At 64.1% G+C, this 18,497-nt stretch carries 18 protein-coding genes; 15 read left to right on the top strand and 3 right to left on the bottom strand.

Annotation, left to right across the window (positions count from 1 at the left end; genetic code table 11):
- The first annotated feature begins 80 nt into the window (after nt 1–80).
- The 13 genes from ACFQX9_RS13970 (at nt 81) to ACFQX9_RS13910 (ending at nt 13,570) form a co-directional block, all read left to right on the top strand.
- Nucleotides 81–1,382, top strand: a complete 1,302-nt coding sequence (locus ACFQX9_RS13970) for an MFS transporter (RefSeq protein WP_247370136.1) — start codon at nt 81–83, stop codon at nt 1,380–1,382.
- 195 nt (nt 1,383–1,577) lie between these two features.
- A complete protein-coding gene (locus tag ACFQX9_RS13965) occupies nt 1,578–2,927 on the top strand; it encodes a PotD/PotF family extracellular solute-binding protein (RefSeq protein WP_377788940.1) in 1,350 nt (449 codons plus the stop codon).
- A 55-nt stretch (nt 2,928–2,982) separates the two neighbouring features.
- Entirely contained in the window at nt 2,983–3,900 is a 918-nt protein-coding gene (locus tag ACFQX9_RS13960) for an ABC transporter permease (protein ID WP_204512142.1), read from the top strand.
- The gene (locus tag ACFQX9_RS13955) at nt 3,897–4,799 is read left to right on the top strand and encodes an ABC transporter permease (RefSeq protein WP_377788938.1); all 903 of its coding nucleotides are present in this window, start codon (nt 3,897–3,899) and stop codon (nt 4,797–4,799) included. Before ACFQX9_RS13960 ends, ACFQX9_RS13955 begins: the two co-directional genes overlap by 4 nt.
- 8 nt (nt 4,800–4,807) lie before the next feature.
- Nucleotides 4,808–5,914: an ABC transporter ATP-binding protein gene (locus ACFQX9_RS13950; RefSeq protein WP_377788936.1), complete on the top strand. Its 1,107-nt coding sequence runs from the start codon at nt 4,808–4,810 to the stop codon at nt 5,912–5,914.
- Nucleotides 5,915–5,935: 21 nt separating this feature from the next.
- A complete protein-coding gene (locus tag ACFQX9_RS13945; RefSeq protein WP_201263837.1) occupies nt 5,936–6,427 on the top strand; it encodes a (2Fe-2S)-binding protein in 492 nt (163 codons plus the stop codon).
- 2 nt (nt 6,428–6,429) lie between these two features.
- Nucleotides 6,430–8,817, top strand: coding sequence for a xanthine dehydrogenase family protein molybdopterin-binding subunit (locus tag ACFQX9_RS13940; RefSeq protein WP_377788935.1), 2,388 nt, complete (start codon nt 6,430–6,432; stop codon nt 8,815–8,817).
- 11 nt (nt 8,818–8,828) lie between these two features.
- The gene (locus ACFQX9_RS13935) at nt 8,829–9,626 is read left to right on the top strand and encodes a xanthine dehydrogenase family protein subunit M (RefSeq protein WP_085351922.1); all 798 of its coding nucleotides are present in this window, start codon (nt 8,829–8,831) and stop codon (nt 9,624–9,626) included.
- A 17-nt stretch (nt 9,627–9,643) separates the two neighbouring features.
- Complete coding sequence (locus ACFQX9_RS13930; protein ID WP_085352025.1) at nt 9,644–11,134, top strand: amidase; 1,491 nt, start codon at nt 9,644–9,646, stop codon at nt 11,132–11,134.
- Between the two features lie 240 nt (nt 11,135–11,374).
- Nucleotides 11,375–11,836, top strand: coding sequence for an Hsp20 family protein (locus ACFQX9_RS13925; RefSeq protein WP_018454031.1), 462 nt, complete (start codon nt 11,375–11,377; stop codon nt 11,834–11,836).
- Between the two features lie 133 nt (nt 11,837–11,969).
- Nucleotides 11,970–12,305: a hypothetical protein gene (locus ACFQX9_RS13920; protein WP_018454032.1), complete on the top strand. Its 336-nt coding sequence runs from the start codon at nt 11,970–11,972 to the stop codon at nt 12,303–12,305.
- Nucleotides 12,305–12,430 (top strand): hypothetical protein, encoded by a 126-nt coding sequence (locus tag ACFQX9_RS13915; RefSeq protein ID WP_018454033.1) that lies wholly within the window; start codon nt 12,305–12,307, stop codon nt 12,428–12,430. Before ACFQX9_RS13920 ends, ACFQX9_RS13915 begins: the two co-directional genes overlap by 1 nt.
- Before the next feature lie 27 nt (nt 12,431–12,457).
- On the top strand, nt 12,458–13,570 hold the full coding sequence (locus ACFQX9_RS13910; protein WP_377788933.1) for a trypsin-like peptidase domain-containing protein: 1,113 nt from the start codon (nt 12,458–12,460) through the stop codon (nt 13,568–13,570).
- 105 nt (nt 13,571–13,675) lie between these two features.
- On the opposite strand, the gene ACFQX9_RS13905 is transcribed toward ACFQX9_RS13910, so the two are convergent.
- A complete protein-coding gene (locus ACFQX9_RS13905) occupies nt 13,676–14,575 on the bottom strand; it encodes a LysR substrate-binding domain-containing protein (protein WP_018454035.1) in 900 nt (299 codons plus the stop codon).
- Nucleotides 14,576–14,773: 198 nt separating this feature from the next.
- On the opposite strand from ACFQX9_RS13905, the gene ACFQX9_RS13900 reads away from it, so the two are divergent.
- Nucleotides 14,774–15,571: a fumarylacetoacetate hydrolase family protein gene (locus tag ACFQX9_RS13900; protein ID WP_018454036.1), complete on the top strand. Its 798-nt coding sequence runs from the start codon at nt 14,774–14,776 to the stop codon at nt 15,569–15,571.
- Nucleotides 15,572–15,759: 188 nt separating this feature from the next.
- On the opposite strand, the gene ACFQX9_RS13895 is transcribed toward ACFQX9_RS13900, so the two are convergent.
- Together ACFQX9_RS13895 and ACFQX9_RS13890 are read right to left on the bottom strand one after the other, a co-directional pair.
- The gene (locus tag ACFQX9_RS13895) at nt 15,760–16,611 is read right to left on the bottom strand and encodes a CoA ester lyase (RefSeq protein WP_026232655.1); all 852 of its coding nucleotides are present in this window, start codon (nt 16,609–16,611) and stop codon (nt 15,760–15,762) included.
- Nucleotides 16,611–17,114 (bottom strand): MaoC/PaaZ C-terminal domain-containing protein, encoded by a 504-nt coding sequence (locus ACFQX9_RS13890; protein ID WP_018454038.1) that lies wholly within the window; start codon nt 17,112–17,114, stop codon nt 16,611–16,613. Before ACFQX9_RS13890 ends, ACFQX9_RS13895 begins: the two co-directional genes overlap by 1 nt.
- Nucleotides 17,115–17,293: 179 nt before the next feature.
- On the opposite strand from ACFQX9_RS13890, the gene ACFQX9_RS13885 reads away from it, so the two are divergent.
- On the top strand, nt 17,294–18,460 hold the full coding sequence (locus ACFQX9_RS13885) for an acyl-CoA dehydrogenase family protein (protein WP_085351921.1): 1,167 nt from the start codon (nt 17,294–17,296) through the stop codon (nt 18,458–18,460).
- Nucleotides 18,461–18,497 lie beyond the last annotated feature (37 nt).

Raw genomic sequence — 18,497 nt, 5'->3', positions numbered from 1 at the left:
GGAGAACTAACACTCCCGCAAGTTGCAACCGCCACAACGATTGGCCATCATGTCGCCCAGGAATCTTGGGGCGGATGGCAATGACGGCAGCATCGGGAGTCTCCACTGCGGCGGAGAAATCGACGACGGCGCATGTGGTGTGGGCAGCCGCGCTCGGCACCGCGATCGAGTGGTACGACTTCCTGATCTACGGCACGGCGGCGGCGCTCGTGCTGAACAAGCTGTTCTTCCCGAGTTTCGATCCCATGGTCGGCACGCTGGCGGCGTTCTCGACCTATGCGGTCGGCTTTGTCGCGCGGCCGATCGGCGGTGCGATCATCGGGCATTACGGCGACCGGCTCGGCCGCAAGAAGATGCTGGTCGCGACCATGTTCGCGATGGGACTGGGCACGTTCCTGATCGGTTGCCTGCCGACCTACAGCCAGATCGGCGTCTGGGCGCCAATCTTCCTCGTCATTTTGCGCTTCGTCCAGGGCATCGGGCTCGGTGGGGAGTGGAGCGGCGCGGTGGTCATGGTGGCCGAGCACGCCGGCAACCGCCGCGGCTTTTACGGCAGTCTGGTGCAGATCGGCTTCCCCGTCGGCGTCGCCGCGTCCACCGGCATTTTCGGTCTGATGACGCAGCTGCCCGAAGCGGACTTCCTGAGCTGGGGCTGGCGCGTGCCGTTTCTGATCAGCATCCTGCTCGTCGGTGTCGGCTTCATCGTGCGGCTGAAACTCGCGGAGACGCCGCACTTCAAGGAGGTGCTCGAGCGCAAGGAGGTGCTGGCGCAGCCGGTGCTGGAAGTCCTGCGCCGCGACTGGCGCAGCTTCCTGCTGGCGATCGGCATCACGGTGTCCGAAGTCGGGCTCGCTTATCTCCTCACTGTTTTCACCGTGGTCTATGCCACGACGCAGCTCGGCCTTCCGCGGCAGGTGATCCTCAACGCGGTGGTCTATGCCGCGCTCGTCGAGCTCGCGACGCTGCCGCTCGCAGGCTGGCTGTCCGACATCTTCGGCCGCAAAGCGCTGTATCTCGCCGGCGGCGTGTTCTCGGTGGCGCTGGCGTTTCCGTTGTTCTGGTTCCTCGACACCAGGGAGCCGGCGCTGATCACGCTCGCGCTCGTCGTGACGATGACACTGACGCATGCGCTGTTGTTCGGGCCGAAGGCGGCCTTCATGCCGGAGCTGTTCCGTACCCAGGTGCGCTATAGCGGCGCATCGCTGGGAGCCAACGTTGCCGCCGCGCTCAGTGGCGGCTTCTCGCCGCTGATTGCGACGGCACTGCTTGCATGGGCCGCCTCGTACTGGCCGGTGTCGGTGTATATCATCGCACTGTCGGTCATCACCATCATCGCAACGTTGATAGCGCCGGAGACCGCGCGGGACTCGCTCAAGTCCTGAGGGCCGCCTTCATCTTATGCGCGTTGCCAAAAGCCGGTGCAGCGGGGCGAATCATTAGCCGCGTTTATGCAGCGAATTTTTACTTCCAATTTTACTTCACGACATCCCGCCCATAGCCTCCCTCGCAATTGATCACATCCGCAGCCGGTCAATGGCGACCGGTGCGCACGTTCATTGTAGCCAACGAGGGTTGCCATGCTTGACAGGGACAAGGGGACATCCACTGCCAATCCGGCGGGGACGAGCGACAAGTCTGCGAAAAAGCTGAGCAGGCGCACGCTGTTGAAGGGCGCCGCGGCGGTGGCCGGCGCGGCTGCAGGATCGGACGCGATCCGCGGATTCCCGACCATCTGGGCGCAGGAGATCAAGGATATCGAGCTGCGCCATGTCGGCGTGTCCTATTCGGTGGTGAAGGCGATCGGCGACCAGGCGGCCAAGGATCTCGGCTTCAAGGTGACGATGCAGAACCTCGACACCTCCGCCGCCATCAACCGCTTCATAAGCCAGCCAAATACGGTCGATATCGCCGATCTCGAGGGCTGGCAGGCCAAGCTCGCTGCCAAGCGCGGCGTGATCCAGGGCATCGAGGTCAAGAAGGTCAAGGAGTTCGACAACATCCTGCCGATCTTTACCAAGGGCGAGATCGACGGTCACAAGATCCCGCGCCAGGGCATCTCGCCCTACGAGGCCATGTATATCGCCAAGCCCGATTCGACCGATTTGAGCGACGGCGTGACCGAATGGGCGACCTTCCTGCCGCAGGTCTACAACGCCGACTCCATCGGCTATCGCCCCGACCTCGTCGGCCATGAAGTCACGGAATGGAAGGATCTGATCGATCCGAAATTCAAAGGCAAGGCCGCGATCCTCGACGTGCCCGCGATCGGCATCATGGACGCCGCGCTCTGCTTCGAAAGCGCCGGGCTGATCAAGTACGGAAACAAAGGCAACATGACCAAGGAGGAGATCGACTTCACCTGCAACAAGCTGATCGAGCTCAAGAAGCAGGGCCAGTTCCGCGCGACCTGGACCACCTTCGACCAGTCGGTGCAGCTGATGGCGGCGGGCGAAGTGGTCATCCAGTCGATGTGGTCGCCGGCGGTTGCCGCGGTACGCGTGAAGGAAATCCCCTGCGTCTACGCGCCGGTCAACATCAAGGACGGAAAGGAAGGCTATCGCGGCTGGTGCAACGGCATGGGCCTGATGAAACATCTCTCCGGCAAGAAGCTGGACGCGGCCTACGAATATCTCAACTGGTATCTGTCGGGCTGGCAGGGCGGTTTCGTCGCGCGCTACGGCTATTACAGCCCGGTCCCCTCGACTGCGAAGAAATTCCTCACGGCGGCCGAATGGGCATTCTGGTACGAGGGCCAGCCCGCGCCCGAGGTGGTCAACGACCCCTATGGCGTGCCGATGGAGAAGAGCGGCACCAAGCGTGACGGCGGCTCGTTCCTCGACCGCGTCAAGAACATCTCCTGCTGGAACACGCTGATGGACGAAGCCGCCTACATGAACAAGCGCTGGAACGACTTCAAGGTGGCCTGAAACCTGCTTTCCCTGACGTGAACGAAACGCCGGCGCGGCGATGCGCCGGTGCCAAATGACCGACTTCGAGGCGTTTGCCGACATGCAGCCAAGTCTTAGTCCAGCTCAAACCCCACCACGCGCAAATCTCGCCGGCTGGCTCTACGTGTCGCCGCTCGTGCTGGTGCTTGTACCGTTCTTCGTGGCGCCGATCCTGGTCGTGCTGGCCGCGAGCTTCTTCGCCACCGACGGCTTCGGCGGGCTGACGCCGGGCTTCACGCTCGCAAGCTATGTCGAGGTGCTGCATTCGGCGCTGACGCTGAAGCTGTATCTGGCGACGATCAAGTTCACGTTGCTGACCTGGATCCTCACGCTGATCATCGGCTTCTTCGTCGCATACTTCCTGGTTTTCCACGTCCGCAACCAACTACTGGCGATTGGCCTGTTCCTGCTCTGCACGGTGCCGTTCTGGACCTCGAACATCATCCGGATGATTTCCTGGATTCCGCTGCTCGGCAAGGAAGGCCTGATCAACCAGGCGCTGCTGGGACTCGGTGTGATCCGCCAGCCGCTTGAGGTGCTGCTGTTCTCCGACCTTGCGGTGGTCATCGCCTATGTCCATCAGCTCACCATTTTCATGATCGTGCCGATCTTCAATTCCATGGCACGGATCGACAAGAAGCTGATCGAGGCCGCGATCGATGCCGGCGCCAGTCGTTTCGACATCATGCGGCTGATCGTGGTGCCGATGTCCAAGAGCGGCATCGCCCTCGGCACCATCTTCGTCGTCTCGATCGTGATGGGCGATTTCTTCGTGGTCAAGGTGATGTCCGGCGGCGGCTCGGCCTCTGTGGTCAGCGCCTTCTACGAGGATGTCGGCGTGCTGCAATATCCGACCGCGGCGGCGAGCGCAGTATTGCTGACGCTGGTGCTGGTCGCGATCGTCTCGCTGATCCTGCGCACGGTCGACATCAGGCAGGAGATCACGCGATGAGTGCGGTTCTCGCCGACATGCCCAAGGCTGATGTGTCAAAGGCGATCGCGCCGGTGACAAAGGCGATTGCGCCGAGCAAGGGCGGTCGGCCGTGGACGTTCTATGTTCTGGCGACACTGTTCGCGTTCTATGTGATTGCGCTGTACGGCCCGATGTTCTGTATCTACGTCCTGTCGTTCCAGGACATCCGTGGCGGCCTCGTGTTCCCGATGAAGGGCACTTCGCTGCACTGGTTCGTCGATCTCTTCACCCAAGTGCGGACCGGCGACGTCAAGGGCTCGTTCGATCGTTCGATCAAGCTCGCGATCATCGTCACTATCATCACGGTGGTGGTGTCGTTCCTGGCCGGGCTCGGTTTTCGCAAGCGCTTTCGCGGCGACACCGTCGTGTTCTACATGATGATCGGCAGCCTGGTCGCACCGGGACTCGTGCTCGGCCTCGGTACCGGTCTGTTGTTCCAGGCCCTCGGCCTCAATGCGAGCTGGTACACCTCGGCGCTCGGCGCGCAACTGTCATGGACGCTGCCGTTCGGCGTGCTCGTGATGTTCGCGGTGATGTCGCGCTTCAACCACGTCTGGGAGGAGGCGGCCTACGACCTCGGCGCCAGCCGTTGGCAGTCGATCCGGCTGGTGATGATCCCGGTGCTGGCACCCGGCCTGGTGGCGGTCACGCTGTTCGGCTTCACGCTCTCCTACGACGAGTTCGCCCGCAGCCTCCAGACCGCGGGCTCGCTCAACACGCTGCCGCTGGAGATCTGGAGCATGACGCTGAACGTCACCTCGCCTTCGCTCTATGCGCTCGGCACCGTGACCACCATCGTCTCCTTCATTGTCATCGGCGCGAGCCTGGGCAGCATCGTGCTGATCCAGAAGAAGCGCGGCAGCAGCACAAAGGGTTGAGCTGGGAAATGAAGAGCGATCGCGGCGATATCGAACTGGCTGGCGTCTGCAAGAGCTTTGACGGACTCGGCAATGTGGTCGACGGCGTCAACCTCAAGATCGCCGACGGCGCCTATTGCTGCTTCATCGGCCCCTCGGGCTGCGGCAAGACCACGATACTGCGCATGATCGCCGGCCACGAGGACCCGACCGCCGGCGAGATCGTGATCGGCGGCCAGAACGTCGTCGGGCTCGCGCCGGTGCAGCGGCGCACCGCGATGATGTTTCAGTCCTACGCGTTGTTCCCGCATCTCACCGTGCGCGAGAACATCGCCTTTGCGCTCCGCGTGCGCGGCATGTCGAAGGCCGATCGCCTCCGCGCAGCCGATGCCATGATCGAGAAGGTGCATCTGACGCAATTCGCCGACCGCCTTCCAGCGCAGCTCTCCGGCGGCCAGCAGCAGCGCGTGGCGCTGGCGCGTGCCGCGATCACCGAGCCGAGGGTCCTGTTGCTCGACGAGCCGCTGTCCGCGCTCGACGAACAGCTCCGCGTGCAGATGCGTCAGGAGCTCAGGCGAATGCAGCAGGAGCTCGGCATCACCTTCGTCCACGTGACCCACACCCAGCTCGAGGCGATCGCGCTTGCCGATCTGGTGGTGGTGATGGAGCAAGGCAGAATCAAGCAGGCGGGCGCGGCACGCGATGTCTACGCCCATCCGCATGATCGTTACGTCGCCGAGTTCATGGGCGGGCAGAACGTGCTGTCGGGACGGGTCGAGAAGGTCAACGGTTCGACCTTTACGCTCGCACAGGCCGCGCCTGATGGCATCGAGGTCCCGCTCCAGGCGCGGTCCACGGTCAGCGTCGGCGACAAGATCGACATCGCCGTGCGCCGCGACGATGTCGCGCTGGTCCGGCCGGGCAGGGCGCTGCCGCCGGGCTGCTCCACCTCGCTGCCGAGTCGCGTGCTCGCGATCGAATACCAGGGCTATTTCGTCAAGGTCATGCTCGACACCGTGCCGGACGACGCGTTCGTGGCCTACGTGCCGGAAAAGACTTTCTTCGCGGATCCCTTCACCGTCGGCGATGTCGTGATGGCCACATGGGCCACCGGCAGCGCGCTTCCACTCGCCTAAAGACCCGTCGCGCACAGGAGTATGATCGTGCAGATATCCTTCACACTCAACGGACGGCCGACAACTGTGGATGTCGAACCGGCGACGCTGGTCGCCGAGCTGCTGCGCGAGCGGCTCAACCTCACCGGCACCCATATCGGCTGTGACACCAGCCAGTGCGGCGCCTGTGTCGTGCACCTCGACGGCCTGCCGGTGAAGAGCTGTACGCTGCTTGCGCCCGCGCTCGACGGTGCGACGCTGCTCACCATCGAGGGCCTGCAAGGTGTGCCGGGTTCGAACCGGCTGCATCCGATGCAAGAGGCATTTCGCGAGCATCACGGTCTGCAATGCGGCTTTTGCACACCCGGCATGCTGATGACGGCGGTGGCGCTCGCGGCCGAGAAGCCGAACCTGACGGAGGCCGACGTCCGTCACGGCCTCGAAGGCAATATCTGCCGCTGCACCGGCTATCAGAACATCGTCATCTCGGTCATGGCAGGCGCCGCCGCCATGAACGCGGCCAAGGGAGAGTGACCATGGGCCATGTGATCGGGATCGGCGCTTCACCTAAACGGAAAGAGGACCAGCGCTTCCTCACCGGACGCGGCAGTTACGTCTCCGACATCAAGCGTCCGGGCATGACGGCGGGTGTGTTCGTGCGCTCGCCGCACGGACACGCGATCCTGCGCGGCATCGACAAGAGTGCGGCCCTGGCATCGCCCGGCGTCATCGCGGTGCTGACCGGCGAGGATGCCGCCGCCGACAAGCTGGGCTCGCTGCCCTGCGGCTGGGGTATCTCGGATGCCAAGGGCGTGCCGATGAAGGAGCCGCCGTTCCCGATGCTGGCGCAGGGCAAGGTGCGCTTCGTCGGCGACATGGTGGCTTTCGTCGTCGCGGAGACGCCGGCGCAGGCCGGCGCGGCAGCCGAGCTGCTGACAGTCGATTACGAGGTGCTGCCCTCGGTGGTCGGCGTGCTCGAAGCCGTGCGGCCCGGCGCGCCGCAACTGTTCGACGACGTTCCGAACAACATCTGTTGCGATTGGGAGCTCGGCGACAAGGCCGCGGTCGAGACCGCCTTCCGGAAGGCGGCCCATGTCGCAAAGCTCAGCCTCGTCAACAACCGGTTGATCGGCAACCCGATGGAGCCGCGCGCGGCGATCGCCGAATACGAGCCCGGCACGGATCGCTTCACGCTGTGGACCACCAGCCAGTTCCCGCATGTCGTGCGCTTCTTGATGGGCGCGCTGGTGCTGAACATTCCGCAGCACAAGCTGCGCGTGGTCGCGCCCGATGTCGGCGGCGGCTTCGGCGTCAAGCAGTTCCACTACGGCGAAGAGGCCGTGATCACCTGGGCCGCCAAGCGCGTGATGCGGCCGATCAAATGGGTCGCGAGCCGGTCGGAAGGCTACGTCTCCGATCGCCACGGCCGCGATCACGTCACCGAGGCCGAACTCGCACTGGACGAGACCGGAACGTTTCTGGCCTTCCGTGTCAACACGCTCGCCAATATGGGCGGCTATCTCTCGACCTTCGGACCGAACATCCCGACCAATCTCTACGGACCGTTGCTCGGTGGCGTCTACACCACGCCGGCAATCTACTGCAACGTGAAGGTGGTGTTCACCAACACCGTTCCGGTCGACGCCTATCGCGGCGCAGGCCGGCCCGAGGCGACTTTCGTGTTGGAGCGCATCGTCGACGTCGCAGCCAGCGAGATGGGCATCGACCGCGTCGAGATCCGCCGACGCAACATGATCCCAAAGGAGGCTTATCCGTACCAGACGCCGGTGCTGGTGCAGTACGATTCCGGCGATCCGATGGGGTGTCTCGACGGCGCTCTTGTCGCGGCCGACGTCAAGAATTTCGGTATCCGCAAGGCGGAGTCGGCGCGCAGGGGCAAATTCCGCGGGCTCGGCTACTCGACCTATGTCGAGGCCTGCGGCCTCGCGCCGTCGCGCTTCGCGGGACGATTGGGCGCGCGTGGCGGGCTTTATGAGAGTGCCACGGTGCGGGTGCATCCGACCGGCCAGGTCACGGTGATGATCGGCACGCATAATCACGGCCAGGGCCACGAGACGACGTTCGCGCAGATCGTCTCGGAAAAACTCGGCGTCGCTTTTGACAATGTCGACATCGTGTTCGGCGATACCGATCGCGTGCAGTTTGGCATGGGTACCTATGGCTCGCGATCGCTGGTGGTCGGCGGCGCGGCGCTGTCGAAGGCGACGGACAAGGTGGTCGCGAAAGGCAAGAAGATCGCGGCGCATCTGCTTGAAGCGGCCGAAGTGGATATCCAGTTCGAGGCCGGAAAATTCTCGGTCGCGGGCACCGACCGCATGAGGACGTTCGAGGAGATCGCGGGCGCCGCCTACGTGCCGCACGACTATCCGCTCGAAGTGCTGGAGCCGGGGCTCGAAGAGCAGGCTTATTATGATCCCGTCAACTTCACCTATCCCGGCGGCTGCCACATTGCCGAGGTCGAGATCGACCCGGAGACCGGCACGGTGACGCTGGTCAATTACACCGCGGTGGACGACGTCGGCACTGTCATCAACCCGATGATCGTGGAGGGCCAGTTGCACGGCGGCATCGTGCAGGGCGTCGGTCAGGCGCTGTACGAGAACGCGGTCTATGACGAGGGCTCGGGCCAGCTGCTATCGGGCTCGCTGATGGACTATTGCATGCCGCGCGCCGACCACATGCCGATGATGAACGTCGCGACCCATTCGACGCTGTGTACGCACACGCCGATGGGCGTGAAGGGCTGCGGCGAGGTCGGCACCATCGGTTCGCCGGCCGCCGTCATCAACGCGGTGGTCGATGCGCTGTCGCATCTCGGCGTCACCCATGTCGACATGCCGGCAACGCCGAACCGGATCTGGCGCCTGCTGCAGAACGCGTCGCTGCCGGTCGCTGCGGAATAGGGAGGATGACAATGAAGCCGTTTGCCTATCACCAGCCGGACCGGATTCCCGACGCTGCCAAACTGCTGACCTCGATCGAAGACAGCAAGCTCCTCGCCGGCGGCATGACGCTGATCCCGACGCTGAAGCAGCGGCTCGCCAGTCCGCCAGCCCTAGTCGACCTGTCGAGGCTCGGAGATCTGAAGGGCATCACCAACGACGGCGGCACCATCACCATCGGTGCAATGACGCCACATGCCATGGTGACAGCCTCGAAGCTGGTGCAGACGAAGATCCCGGGTCTCGCCGCGCTGGCCTCGATGATCGGCGATCCCGCCGTACGCATCCGCGGCACTATCGGTGGCTCCGTCGCGAACAACGATCCGTCGGCCGATTATCCGGCAGGTGTGCTCGGATTGGGCGCGACCGTCGTCACCAGCACGCGCGAGATCGCGGCCGACGGGTTCTTCCGTGGTCTGTTCGAGACCGCGCTTGAACCTGGCGAGATCATCACGGCGATCCGCTTTCCCGTGCCGCTCAGGGCGGGCTACGCCAAGTTCAAGGCGCCGGCGTCGCGCTATGCGCTGGTCGGCGTGTTCGTCGCGAAATTCGCCGATGGTGTTCGCGTGGCCGTGACCGGCGCGGGCTCCGGCGTATTCCGCGTTCCCCCGATGGAAGAAGCACTGTCGCGAAATTTCGATCCGTCCGCGATCGCGGCGATCAGGATCGACACCGACGGTCTCACCTCCGATATCCACGCCGAAGCCGACTACCGTGCACATCTCGTCACGGTCATGGCCAAGCGCGCCGTCGACGCGGCGCTCAGCTAGCTCTTTTAGGGTTGATGATGACTGATGGTTCCGGCCGAACGGCCTTCCCGCCGGTGCCGACTGGCCTTGGCTCGCTTTCCGCAACCGAGATCCTGGCCGGCTACCGGCGCAAGGCGTTCACTCCGCGCGATGTCGTCGACGACACCATTGCCGCACTGGAGGCGACGAACGAGGCCTGCAACGCGGTGGTGACGCCGATGTACGGGCAGGCGAGGGCGGAGGCCGACCGTCTCACCAGGGAGATGCGCGCCGGCGAGACCAAGGGAGCGCTCGCCGGTGTCCCCGTCACGATCAAGGACCTGGTCTTTGTCGCGGGCGTGCCGGCCTATGGCGGCTCACCGATGAACAAGGCGTTCGTGCCCGATGTCGACGCGGCGGTTGTCTCAGCGCTGAAGGAAGCGGGTGCGATCGTCACCTGCAAGACCACGACCTGCGAGTCCGGTTACAAGTTGACGGCGGACAGCCCGGTCACCGGCACCACGCGCAATCCCTGGAACCCGGGTCGCACCAGTGGCGGATCGAGCGGCGGCGCGGCGGCGGGCGTTGCCGCCGGCTGCGGTCCGATCGCGATCGGAACCGATGGGGTCGGCTCGATCCGCGTGCCCTCGTCCTTCTGCGGTGTGTTTGGCCTGAAGCCGACCTTTGGCCTGGTGCCCCGTTCGCCCGGCTTCTCGCCACCGTCCTGGGGCTCGCTCGCGCATACCGGGCCGATTACGCGCACGGTCGCGGATGCCGCGCTGACGCTGGAGATCATCGCTGCTTACGATCTGCGCGATCCCGCGAGCCTGCCGGTGGCGGCGCGTCGGTTCGATACGAAGGCCGCGCCGTTGAACGGCATTCGCATCGGCGCCAGCGTCGATCTCGGCTACGCCGCGGTCAGCCCCGATGTGCGCGCGGCGTTCGGCAAGGCGCTGGCCATTCTCGATGCCTGCGGCGCGCAGGTCACCATGGATGGTCCGGGCCTCGATCCCGGGATCCTGGAGCACACGCTGAAGCCGATCGCCTTTACCGAACAGGCGGGCGCGGTCTCGAGCAAGACCACGGCCGATCTCGCCAGCTCCGAAGCAGATTATCTTGACGTCATCAGTGCCGGCAGGCGCTACAGCGGCACGGACTATATCGAAGCAGGGTATCGCCGCGCCCAGGCTCGCAGCAGCTTCCTGAAGCTGTTCGAGCGCGTCGATGCGCTGGTGACGCCGACCGTCGCGGTGACCGCGTTCGAGGCCGGCCGCCTCGGCGTCGACACGATCGACGGCGGCAATGTCGATCCGCATCTCGGCTGGTCGCCCTTCACCTGGCCGATCAATCTCGCCGGCCTTCCGGCCGCGACGCTGCCCTGCGGCTTCGATCGCGATGGGCTGCCGATCGGCTTGCAGATCGTCGCTCCCTGGCTCGACGAGCCCACGATCTTCCGCATCGCCGCTGCGTTCGAAGCGGCCCAGCCATGGGCGGCGTTCTGGCCGCAGCTGGCGTTGCGCGAACCGGATCGTGCCCGCGCGAAGGCGTGAGCCGAACCCGGCCTGGAGCGGGCCGGCCGCGTCCTGCCGGTCGGCCTCTGCGCCCGAAAAATTTTTCGAGGGGCCCTCTTGAAGTCGACTTGCGTTCTTCTAAGTCATTTTCGCCGCGAGAGCGGTGTGCCGGGTGCCCGCGAGGGGCCCGGAGCGGGCGCCGGGCCGGTGTCTTTGGACCCGTCTAAAACCCTGTCCTGCGCTCCTTCGTATCCATCTTGCTCTTTGGAGGACTTGGTTATGAGGACCACGTTTGACTTCGCGCCCCTGTGGCGCTCCACCGTCGGCTTCGATCATCTGGCGGGTCTCGTCGACAGCGCGCTGCGCCAGGCGAGCGAAGACAACTATCCCCCCTATAACATCGAACGCTCCGGCGAAGATCACTACCGGATCAGCCTCGCTGTGGCGGGCTTTGGCGTCAACGATATCACGGTGACGGCCGAACAGAATGCGCTGACCGTCGAGGGCAAGAAGCCCGAAGGTGCGACGGGCGAATATCTGTACCAGGGTATCGCCGCACGGCCGTTCCGGCGCGTGTTCAACCTGGCCGATTATGTCCAGGTGAAGCAGGCGTCCTTCCAGGACGGCCTCTTGATCATCGACCTCGTCCGTGAGGTTCCGGAAGCGATGAAGCCGCGCCGGATCCAGATCGCGGGCGCGGCCTCTCCTGCAACTCAGATCGAGCAGAAGAAAGCAGCCTAAGCGCTCGATCGAGGGGAATGGTGGAACGCGGCGCTCAGATATGCGCGCCGCGCTCCCACATGCATGAGAGAACGGCCATTCGATCATCAGCACATCCATCCCTTCGAAAGGAGCGTCAGGGGAGGCCCAACCGATGACAAACGTGAATACGAATTCCGGAAATCTCAACCCGCTGTTTCATCCCGCGGTTCACTACGGTTCGCCCGCGGATGTCCTGAATGCAAAGGAGCTCTCCACGCCGGAGAAGCGGATCATTCTGTCGTCATGGGCGTCCGACATGTACGCCGTCGAATCCTGTCCCGCTTTGCGTGAAATTCCCGGCATGAACCGTACGATTCGGCTCGCCGATATTCTCGCGGCCCTGCGCCGGCTCGACGGCGACAATGACGACGACGACCCGCCGCGCGGCGGCGGCGTCCCGATGCGCTTGCGGCGGCCTTGGGCCGCCGCAGAACGGCGAGGCGCGTGATGCTCACGCAGGCCGTTCTTGCTCTGGTGCTGGTCGGCCAGGTCTCCGCGGCCTGGGCCATTCCATTTCTAGCCTTGCAAGGCTGGCTCGACGTGCCGCCAGACAAACGTGAAGCGGCTCTCTGATTTCAATCTCAGACGATGCGACTGGTCATGAAGACGATTGCTATGCGTTCGTTCTCGCTTGCGTTGCTGGTGCTGATACTGACGGCGTCACATCCCGCCGCAGGCCAGATCCCCGATCTGAAGCCGGGCGGCTCGGTGCCGACTTTGGCGCCTCTGGTTCGGCAGGTGACGCCGGCGGTGGTCAACATCTCGGTGCACGGCCGGGTACGCGAGGACAATCCGCTCTATCGTGACCCGCTGTTCCGCGAATTCTTCGACGTTCCGAGGCAGATCGAGAAGGAAGTCAGCGCGACCGGCTCCGGCGTGATCGTCGATGCCCGGAGCGGCTACGTGCTGACCAACAACCACGTGGTCGAAGGCACCTCCGCCCTCCAGATCACGACCAAGGACGGCCGGCAGTTTTCCGCAAAGGTCGTCGGCCGCGACTCGCCGACGGACGTCGCCGTGCTCCAGATCCAGAATCCGACCGGACTGAAGGCGCTTCCCCTCGGTGACAGCGACGCACTGGAAGTCGGGGACTTCGTGCTCGCGATCGGCAATCCCTTCGGCCTCGGCCAGACGGTGACGTCGGGCCTCGTCAGCGCCCTAGGCCGAACCGGCCTCGGCAAGCAGGGTTATGAAGACTTCATTCAGACCGACGCCGCTATCAATCCCGGCAATTCCGGCGGCGCGCTGGTCAGCCTGCAGGGCGGACTGGTCGGCATAAATTCGGCCATCATCTCGCCCGCTGGCGGCAATGTCGGTATTGGCTTTGCCATTCCCGTCAACATGGCGCGCAAGGTGATGGAGCAGATCATCGCCACCGGCAGGGTCGAGCGCGGTCGCATCGGCATTTCGCTGAAGGACCTCCACCCGTCCGTCAACAAGGGACGCACCGAAGGCGCGCTCATCGCCGAAGTTGCCGCGGATTCGCCGGCCGAGAAGGCTGGCCTGCACAAGGGCGACATTGTCACCACGGCGGAGGGCCGCCCGATCCGCACCGCCGCGCAGCTGCGCAATACCATTGGTCTTGCGCGGGTCGGCGACGAGGTGAAGCTCGCTCTGCTGCGCAACGGCACACCGCTCACGGTCCTCGTCCGAGTGGCTCCAGCAACCGAGCCGCGCAATGCCAATGCAGGAAGCAACCGCCTCGTTCGCTAGGCCAATCAAAGAGGATATCACCGCAGCAAGCCGGTCGCTCTTTGTCTGCGATCGTGGACCCGGGACGCAGTTTGGGACGACCGCTGCGCGAACGTCCGGATGGCTTTATCCCAGCTCGATCGGCTCGCCGCGGCCGCTGAGCTCCTCGTCGAGGCGCAGATAGTGCGCGAGATAGTCGTGCAAGGCGGTCGCCGCCTTCGAGGTCGCGCCGCTCGACTTGTAAAGCAGCAGCTCGATCTTCGGCAGCGGCGGCAGGCCCTCGTTCGGGCCGATCTCGCGCATCGCCGGCACCAGCGCGCTGCGGCCGAGTACGGTCACGGCCATGCCGGCGAAGGCCGCCGCCTGGAGGCCGCCGACGCTTTCGCTGACGCAGGCGATGCGCCAGCGCAGATTCGCACGTTCCAGCGTGTCAATCGCGTAGTCGCGATAGATGTTGCCGGGCGGCAGCAACGCCAGCGGGATAGGCCGTTCCTGGTGCGCGGAGGACTGCTCGCCGGTCATCCAGACCAGTTGCTCGCGCCGTACCACCTGGCCGCCCGTAAAATCGTTCATGCGGGTGACGAGCGCGATGTCGACATCGCCGCGCTTGACGAGGCCCACCAGCGGCGTCGAGAGCGCGCAATTGAGCTCGACCTGGACGCGCGGGAATGATTTTCGGAACACGCTGAGGATCTGCGGCAGCATGAAGGCGGCATAGAGGTCGGGCGTGCCGAGCACGACCTGACCCTCGATCTCCTGTGACGCCAGCTGCGAAATCAATTCGTCATGCAACCTCAGGATGGATTTGGCGTAGGTGAGAACCGTGGTGCCGTCCTCGCTCAGCGTGAGCCGGCGCCCGACATGCTCGAACAATTGCTTGCCGGTGAGCTCCTCCAGCCGCTGCAATTGCAGAGTGATCGCCGGCTGAGTGCGGCCCAGCCGCCGCGCGGTCTCGGTGATGCTGCCGGTCTCGACCACGGAGATCAGCGACCGGAGCATGCGGATATCGAGGCTGATGAGGTTCATGCGGCGTCCATGTCGCCCAGAATTTATGCAAGTTCCATGCTAGGGCGAAAGGGAGCGGGTTTCGGAAGGCTCGGCTGCAGCCGGCCTGTTCTCAATTAGACGACCTGCCGGTCCAGCATTGCTGGCATACTGAATATTGATTATCAGGCGGCTCGGCGCGCATGATGCGCCCAACGAACATAAAAAGGGAGCACAACCATGAAAGAGACATCAGCAACGCGACGGGAGCTGCTCGCAATTGCCGCGGCGGCAAGTGCTGCCTCAATCGCGGAAGTTGCGCCGGCCGCGGCGCAGGCAGGGCCGAAGCCGATCTTTCCGGTGCCGATGGTCACCATCCCGATCGTCGGCGAAACCCAGGTGTTCCAGGTCCGCCGCATCTACTGCATCGGGCGCAACTATGCGGCGCACGCGATCGAGCGCGGCTCGGACCCGAACCGCGAGCCGCCGTTCTTCTTCCAGAAGCCGACCGACGCGATCCAGAACGTCGCTGTGGGCGAGGTCGCCGATCATCCCTATCCGTCGCTGACCAAGAACTATCACCACGAGGTCGAACTGGTCGCCGCGTTGAAATCCGGCGGCAGCAACATCCCGGCCGAGAAGGCGCTCGACCATGTCTATGGTTATGCGCTCGGCCTCGACATGACCCGGCGCGATCTCCAGAACGGCATGGCCGCGGAGAAGAAGCCGTGGGAGATCGGCAAGAGCTTTGACCACGCCGCGGTGATCGGTCCGATCCACCCGGCCAGCAAGACCGGGCATTTCGACAAGGGCGCCATCTCGCTGGCGATCAACGGGACGGTGAAGCAGAACTCGGATCTCAGCAAGATGATCTGGAGCGTGGCCGAGCAGATCGCAAAACTGTCGGAAGCGTTCGAGCTCAAGGCCGGCGACATCATCTATTCCGGCACGCCGGAGAATGTCGGCCCGGTCGTGAAGGGCGACGTGCTGTTGTGCAAGCTCGACGGCTTGCCGGATATGTCGATCAAGATCGTCTAACGCTCCCCTCTCCCCGCCTGCGGAAAGTGAGGGGCCGGACGTTTTCGCTTCGTCATGCCCGGGCTTGTCCCGGGCATCCACGTTTTGGGTGCCGGTTGCGTGGAAGCCCGTGGATCGCCGGGACAAGCCCGGCCACGACGACGCTGAGAGTGGCTTCGATCCCATCTGTCGCAGCGCGGCGTCCTGATCTAACTCTGGCCGAGGATCTTCTTTGCGGCGCGAAGATGCGGCTTGTCGATCATCTGGCCGTCGAGGCGCAGCGTGCCGGAGTTCGGATTGCTCGCGAACGCCGCGATCACCTTCTCGGCCCAATTGCGCTCGGCCTCGGTCGGCTCGAACGCCGCGTTGACCACGTCGACGTGCTTGGGATGGATCAGCGCTTTCGCCGAAAAACCGTCACGCCGCGCCGCGCGCGTTTCCTGTTCGAGTCCGGTGAGATTGTCGATGTCGGTAAAGACGGTGTCGATCGGCGCGACCTCGGCCGCGGCGGCCGCCATCAGGCAGAGATCGCGGGCCAGACGATAAGGGCTGTGGAACACGCCGCCCGCCGCTTTCTCAGTCGCGCCGAGCGAGGCCGAGAGATCTTCCGCGCCCCACATCAGGCCCGCGAGGCGAGGAGAGCAGCCCTTGTAGCTGCCGAGCCCGAAGATCGAAGCTGCGGTTTCGGTCGCGACGCAGACGATGCGTGTTGAGCCAATGGCGATACCAGCCGCAGCTTCCAAAGCTTCCAGCCAGGTCGCGACCTGTCGCACGTCGTCGCCGCCCTGCGATTTCGGCAGCACGATGCCGTCGGGCTGGCCCGGAATCACCGCGGCAAGGTCGGCGAGCGTCATGCCGGTGTCGAGCGCGTTGACGCGGACATAGAGCTGGTGGGGCTTGTTGCGGCCCTTCAGCATCGTCAGCGTCAACCCGCGCGCCTCCGGCTTCTTGTCGGTGACGACGGAATCTTCGAGATCGATGATCAGCGCGTCGGCGTTGCCTTCGCTGGCCTTCTCGAATTTGCGCGGGGAGTCGCCCGGCACGAACAGCATCGAACGCATCAGACCGGCCTCTTGTGCATCATCGCCATGCGGCGGCATTTGCCGACGATCTCATCGTTCTGGTTGAGAGCGTGGTGCTCGAACTCGACGATGCCCGCCTTGGGGCGCGATTTGGATTCCCGCAACGAAAGCACCTTTGTCGTCGCCCGCAGCGTATCGCCATGGAAGACCGGTTTCGGAAAAGTGACGTCCGTCATGCCGAGATTGGCAACGGTGGTCCCCATGGTCGTATCATAGACCGTCATGCCGATCATGATGCCGAGGGTGTAAAGGCTGTTGAAAATGCGCTGGCCGAACTCGGTCTGGGCCGAAAAATGTGCGTCGATGTGCAGCGGCTGCGGATTGAGCGTCAGCAGGCTGAACAGGGTGTTGTCCATCTCCGTGACGGTCCGCGTCAGGGGATGCCTGAACTCCTGGCCCACCGAAAACTCCTCGAAATAAAGTCCGGCCATCGCGGTTTCCTCCCTGCGAAATAACGGCGCGCTCGCATCCTCGCGCCGCATGACCCTATGCATGCTACACACAGTTGATAGGGAAATTCACGTATCTGTACCCTGCTTTTCAAGTTAAAGAACGCAAGCGAAGGCACGTTCGGGCGCACCAATCCGCCACGGCCTTCGCGTGGGGAACGCGACGAGGGGGAGATTGCGCGGTCGCTTCTCCCAAGAAGGAGATCAAGAATATGGATTTCGCGCTCACCGCTCAGCAGGAAGCCATTCGCGACGCCGTCGCAAAGGTTTGCGAAGACTTTCCCGATGCCTATTGGTTGAAGAAGGACCACGACGGCGGTTTCCCGCACGACTTTCACAAGGCCATGGCGGACGCCGGCTGGCTCGGCATCTGCGTGCCGGAGGAATATGGCGGCTCCGGCCTCGGCATCACCGAAGCCGCGATCATGATGCGCGCCATCGCGGAATCCGGCGCCGGCATGTCCGGCGCCTCCGCGGTGCACATCAACGTGTTCGGTCTCAATCCAGTGGTTGTGTTCGGCACCGAGGAACAGCGCAAGCGCATGCTGCCGCCGATGGTCGAGGGCCGCGAGAAGGCCTGCTTTGCCGTGACTGAGCCTAACACCGGCCTCAACACCACCCAGCTCAAGACCCGAGCGGTGGCCAAGAACGACCGCTATATCGTCAACGGCCAGAAGGTGTGGATCTCCACCGCGCAGGTCGCGCACAAGATCCTGCTGCTGGCGCGCACCACGCCGCTGGAGGACGTGCGCTCGCCGACGCATGGGCTGAGCCTGTTCTATACGGACTTCGACCGCAACAGGATCAAGGTCCACGAGATCGAGAAGATGGGCCGCAAGGCCGTCGATTCCAACGAGCTGTTCTTCGAGGATTTCGAGATCCCCATGGAAGACCGGATCGGCGAAGAAGGCAAAGGCTTCCAGTATATCCTCGAAGGCATGAACCCGGAGCGCATCCTGATCGCAGCGGAAGCCGTCGGCCTCGGCAAGCTCGCGCTGTCGCGCGCGACCGAATACGCCAAGACCCGCGTGGTGTTCAACCGGCCGATCGGCAAGAACCAGGGCATTCAGCATCCGCTGGCTGTAAACTGGGTCGAGCTCGAGGCGGCCTGGTTGATGGTGATGTCGGCGGCCTGGCAATACGACAAGGGCATGCCTTGCGGTGGCGCCGCCAATGCCGCGAAATACATTGCGGGTGAGGCCGGATATCACGCCTGCGAGCAGGCGGTGATGACCCATGGCGGTTTTGGCTATGCCAAGGAGTTTCACGTCGAGCGTTACTTGCGTGAAGTTCTGATTCCGCGCATCGCGCCGGTCAGCCCGCAGCTTGCGCTGAGCTTCATTGCGGAAAAGGTGCTTGGACTGGCCAAGTCATACTAAGCTCGAACACGTACCATTGCCGGGCGCCGCGATATTC

Source organism: Bradyrhizobium sp. GCM10028915 (genome assembly GCF_042666195.1).
GTDB classification, from domain to species: domain Bacteria; phylum Pseudomonadota; class Alphaproteobacteria; order Rhizobiales; family Xanthobacteraceae; genus Bradyrhizobium; species Bradyrhizobium canariense_D.
This window is presented reverse-complemented; position numbering and strand designations above follow the sequence as displayed.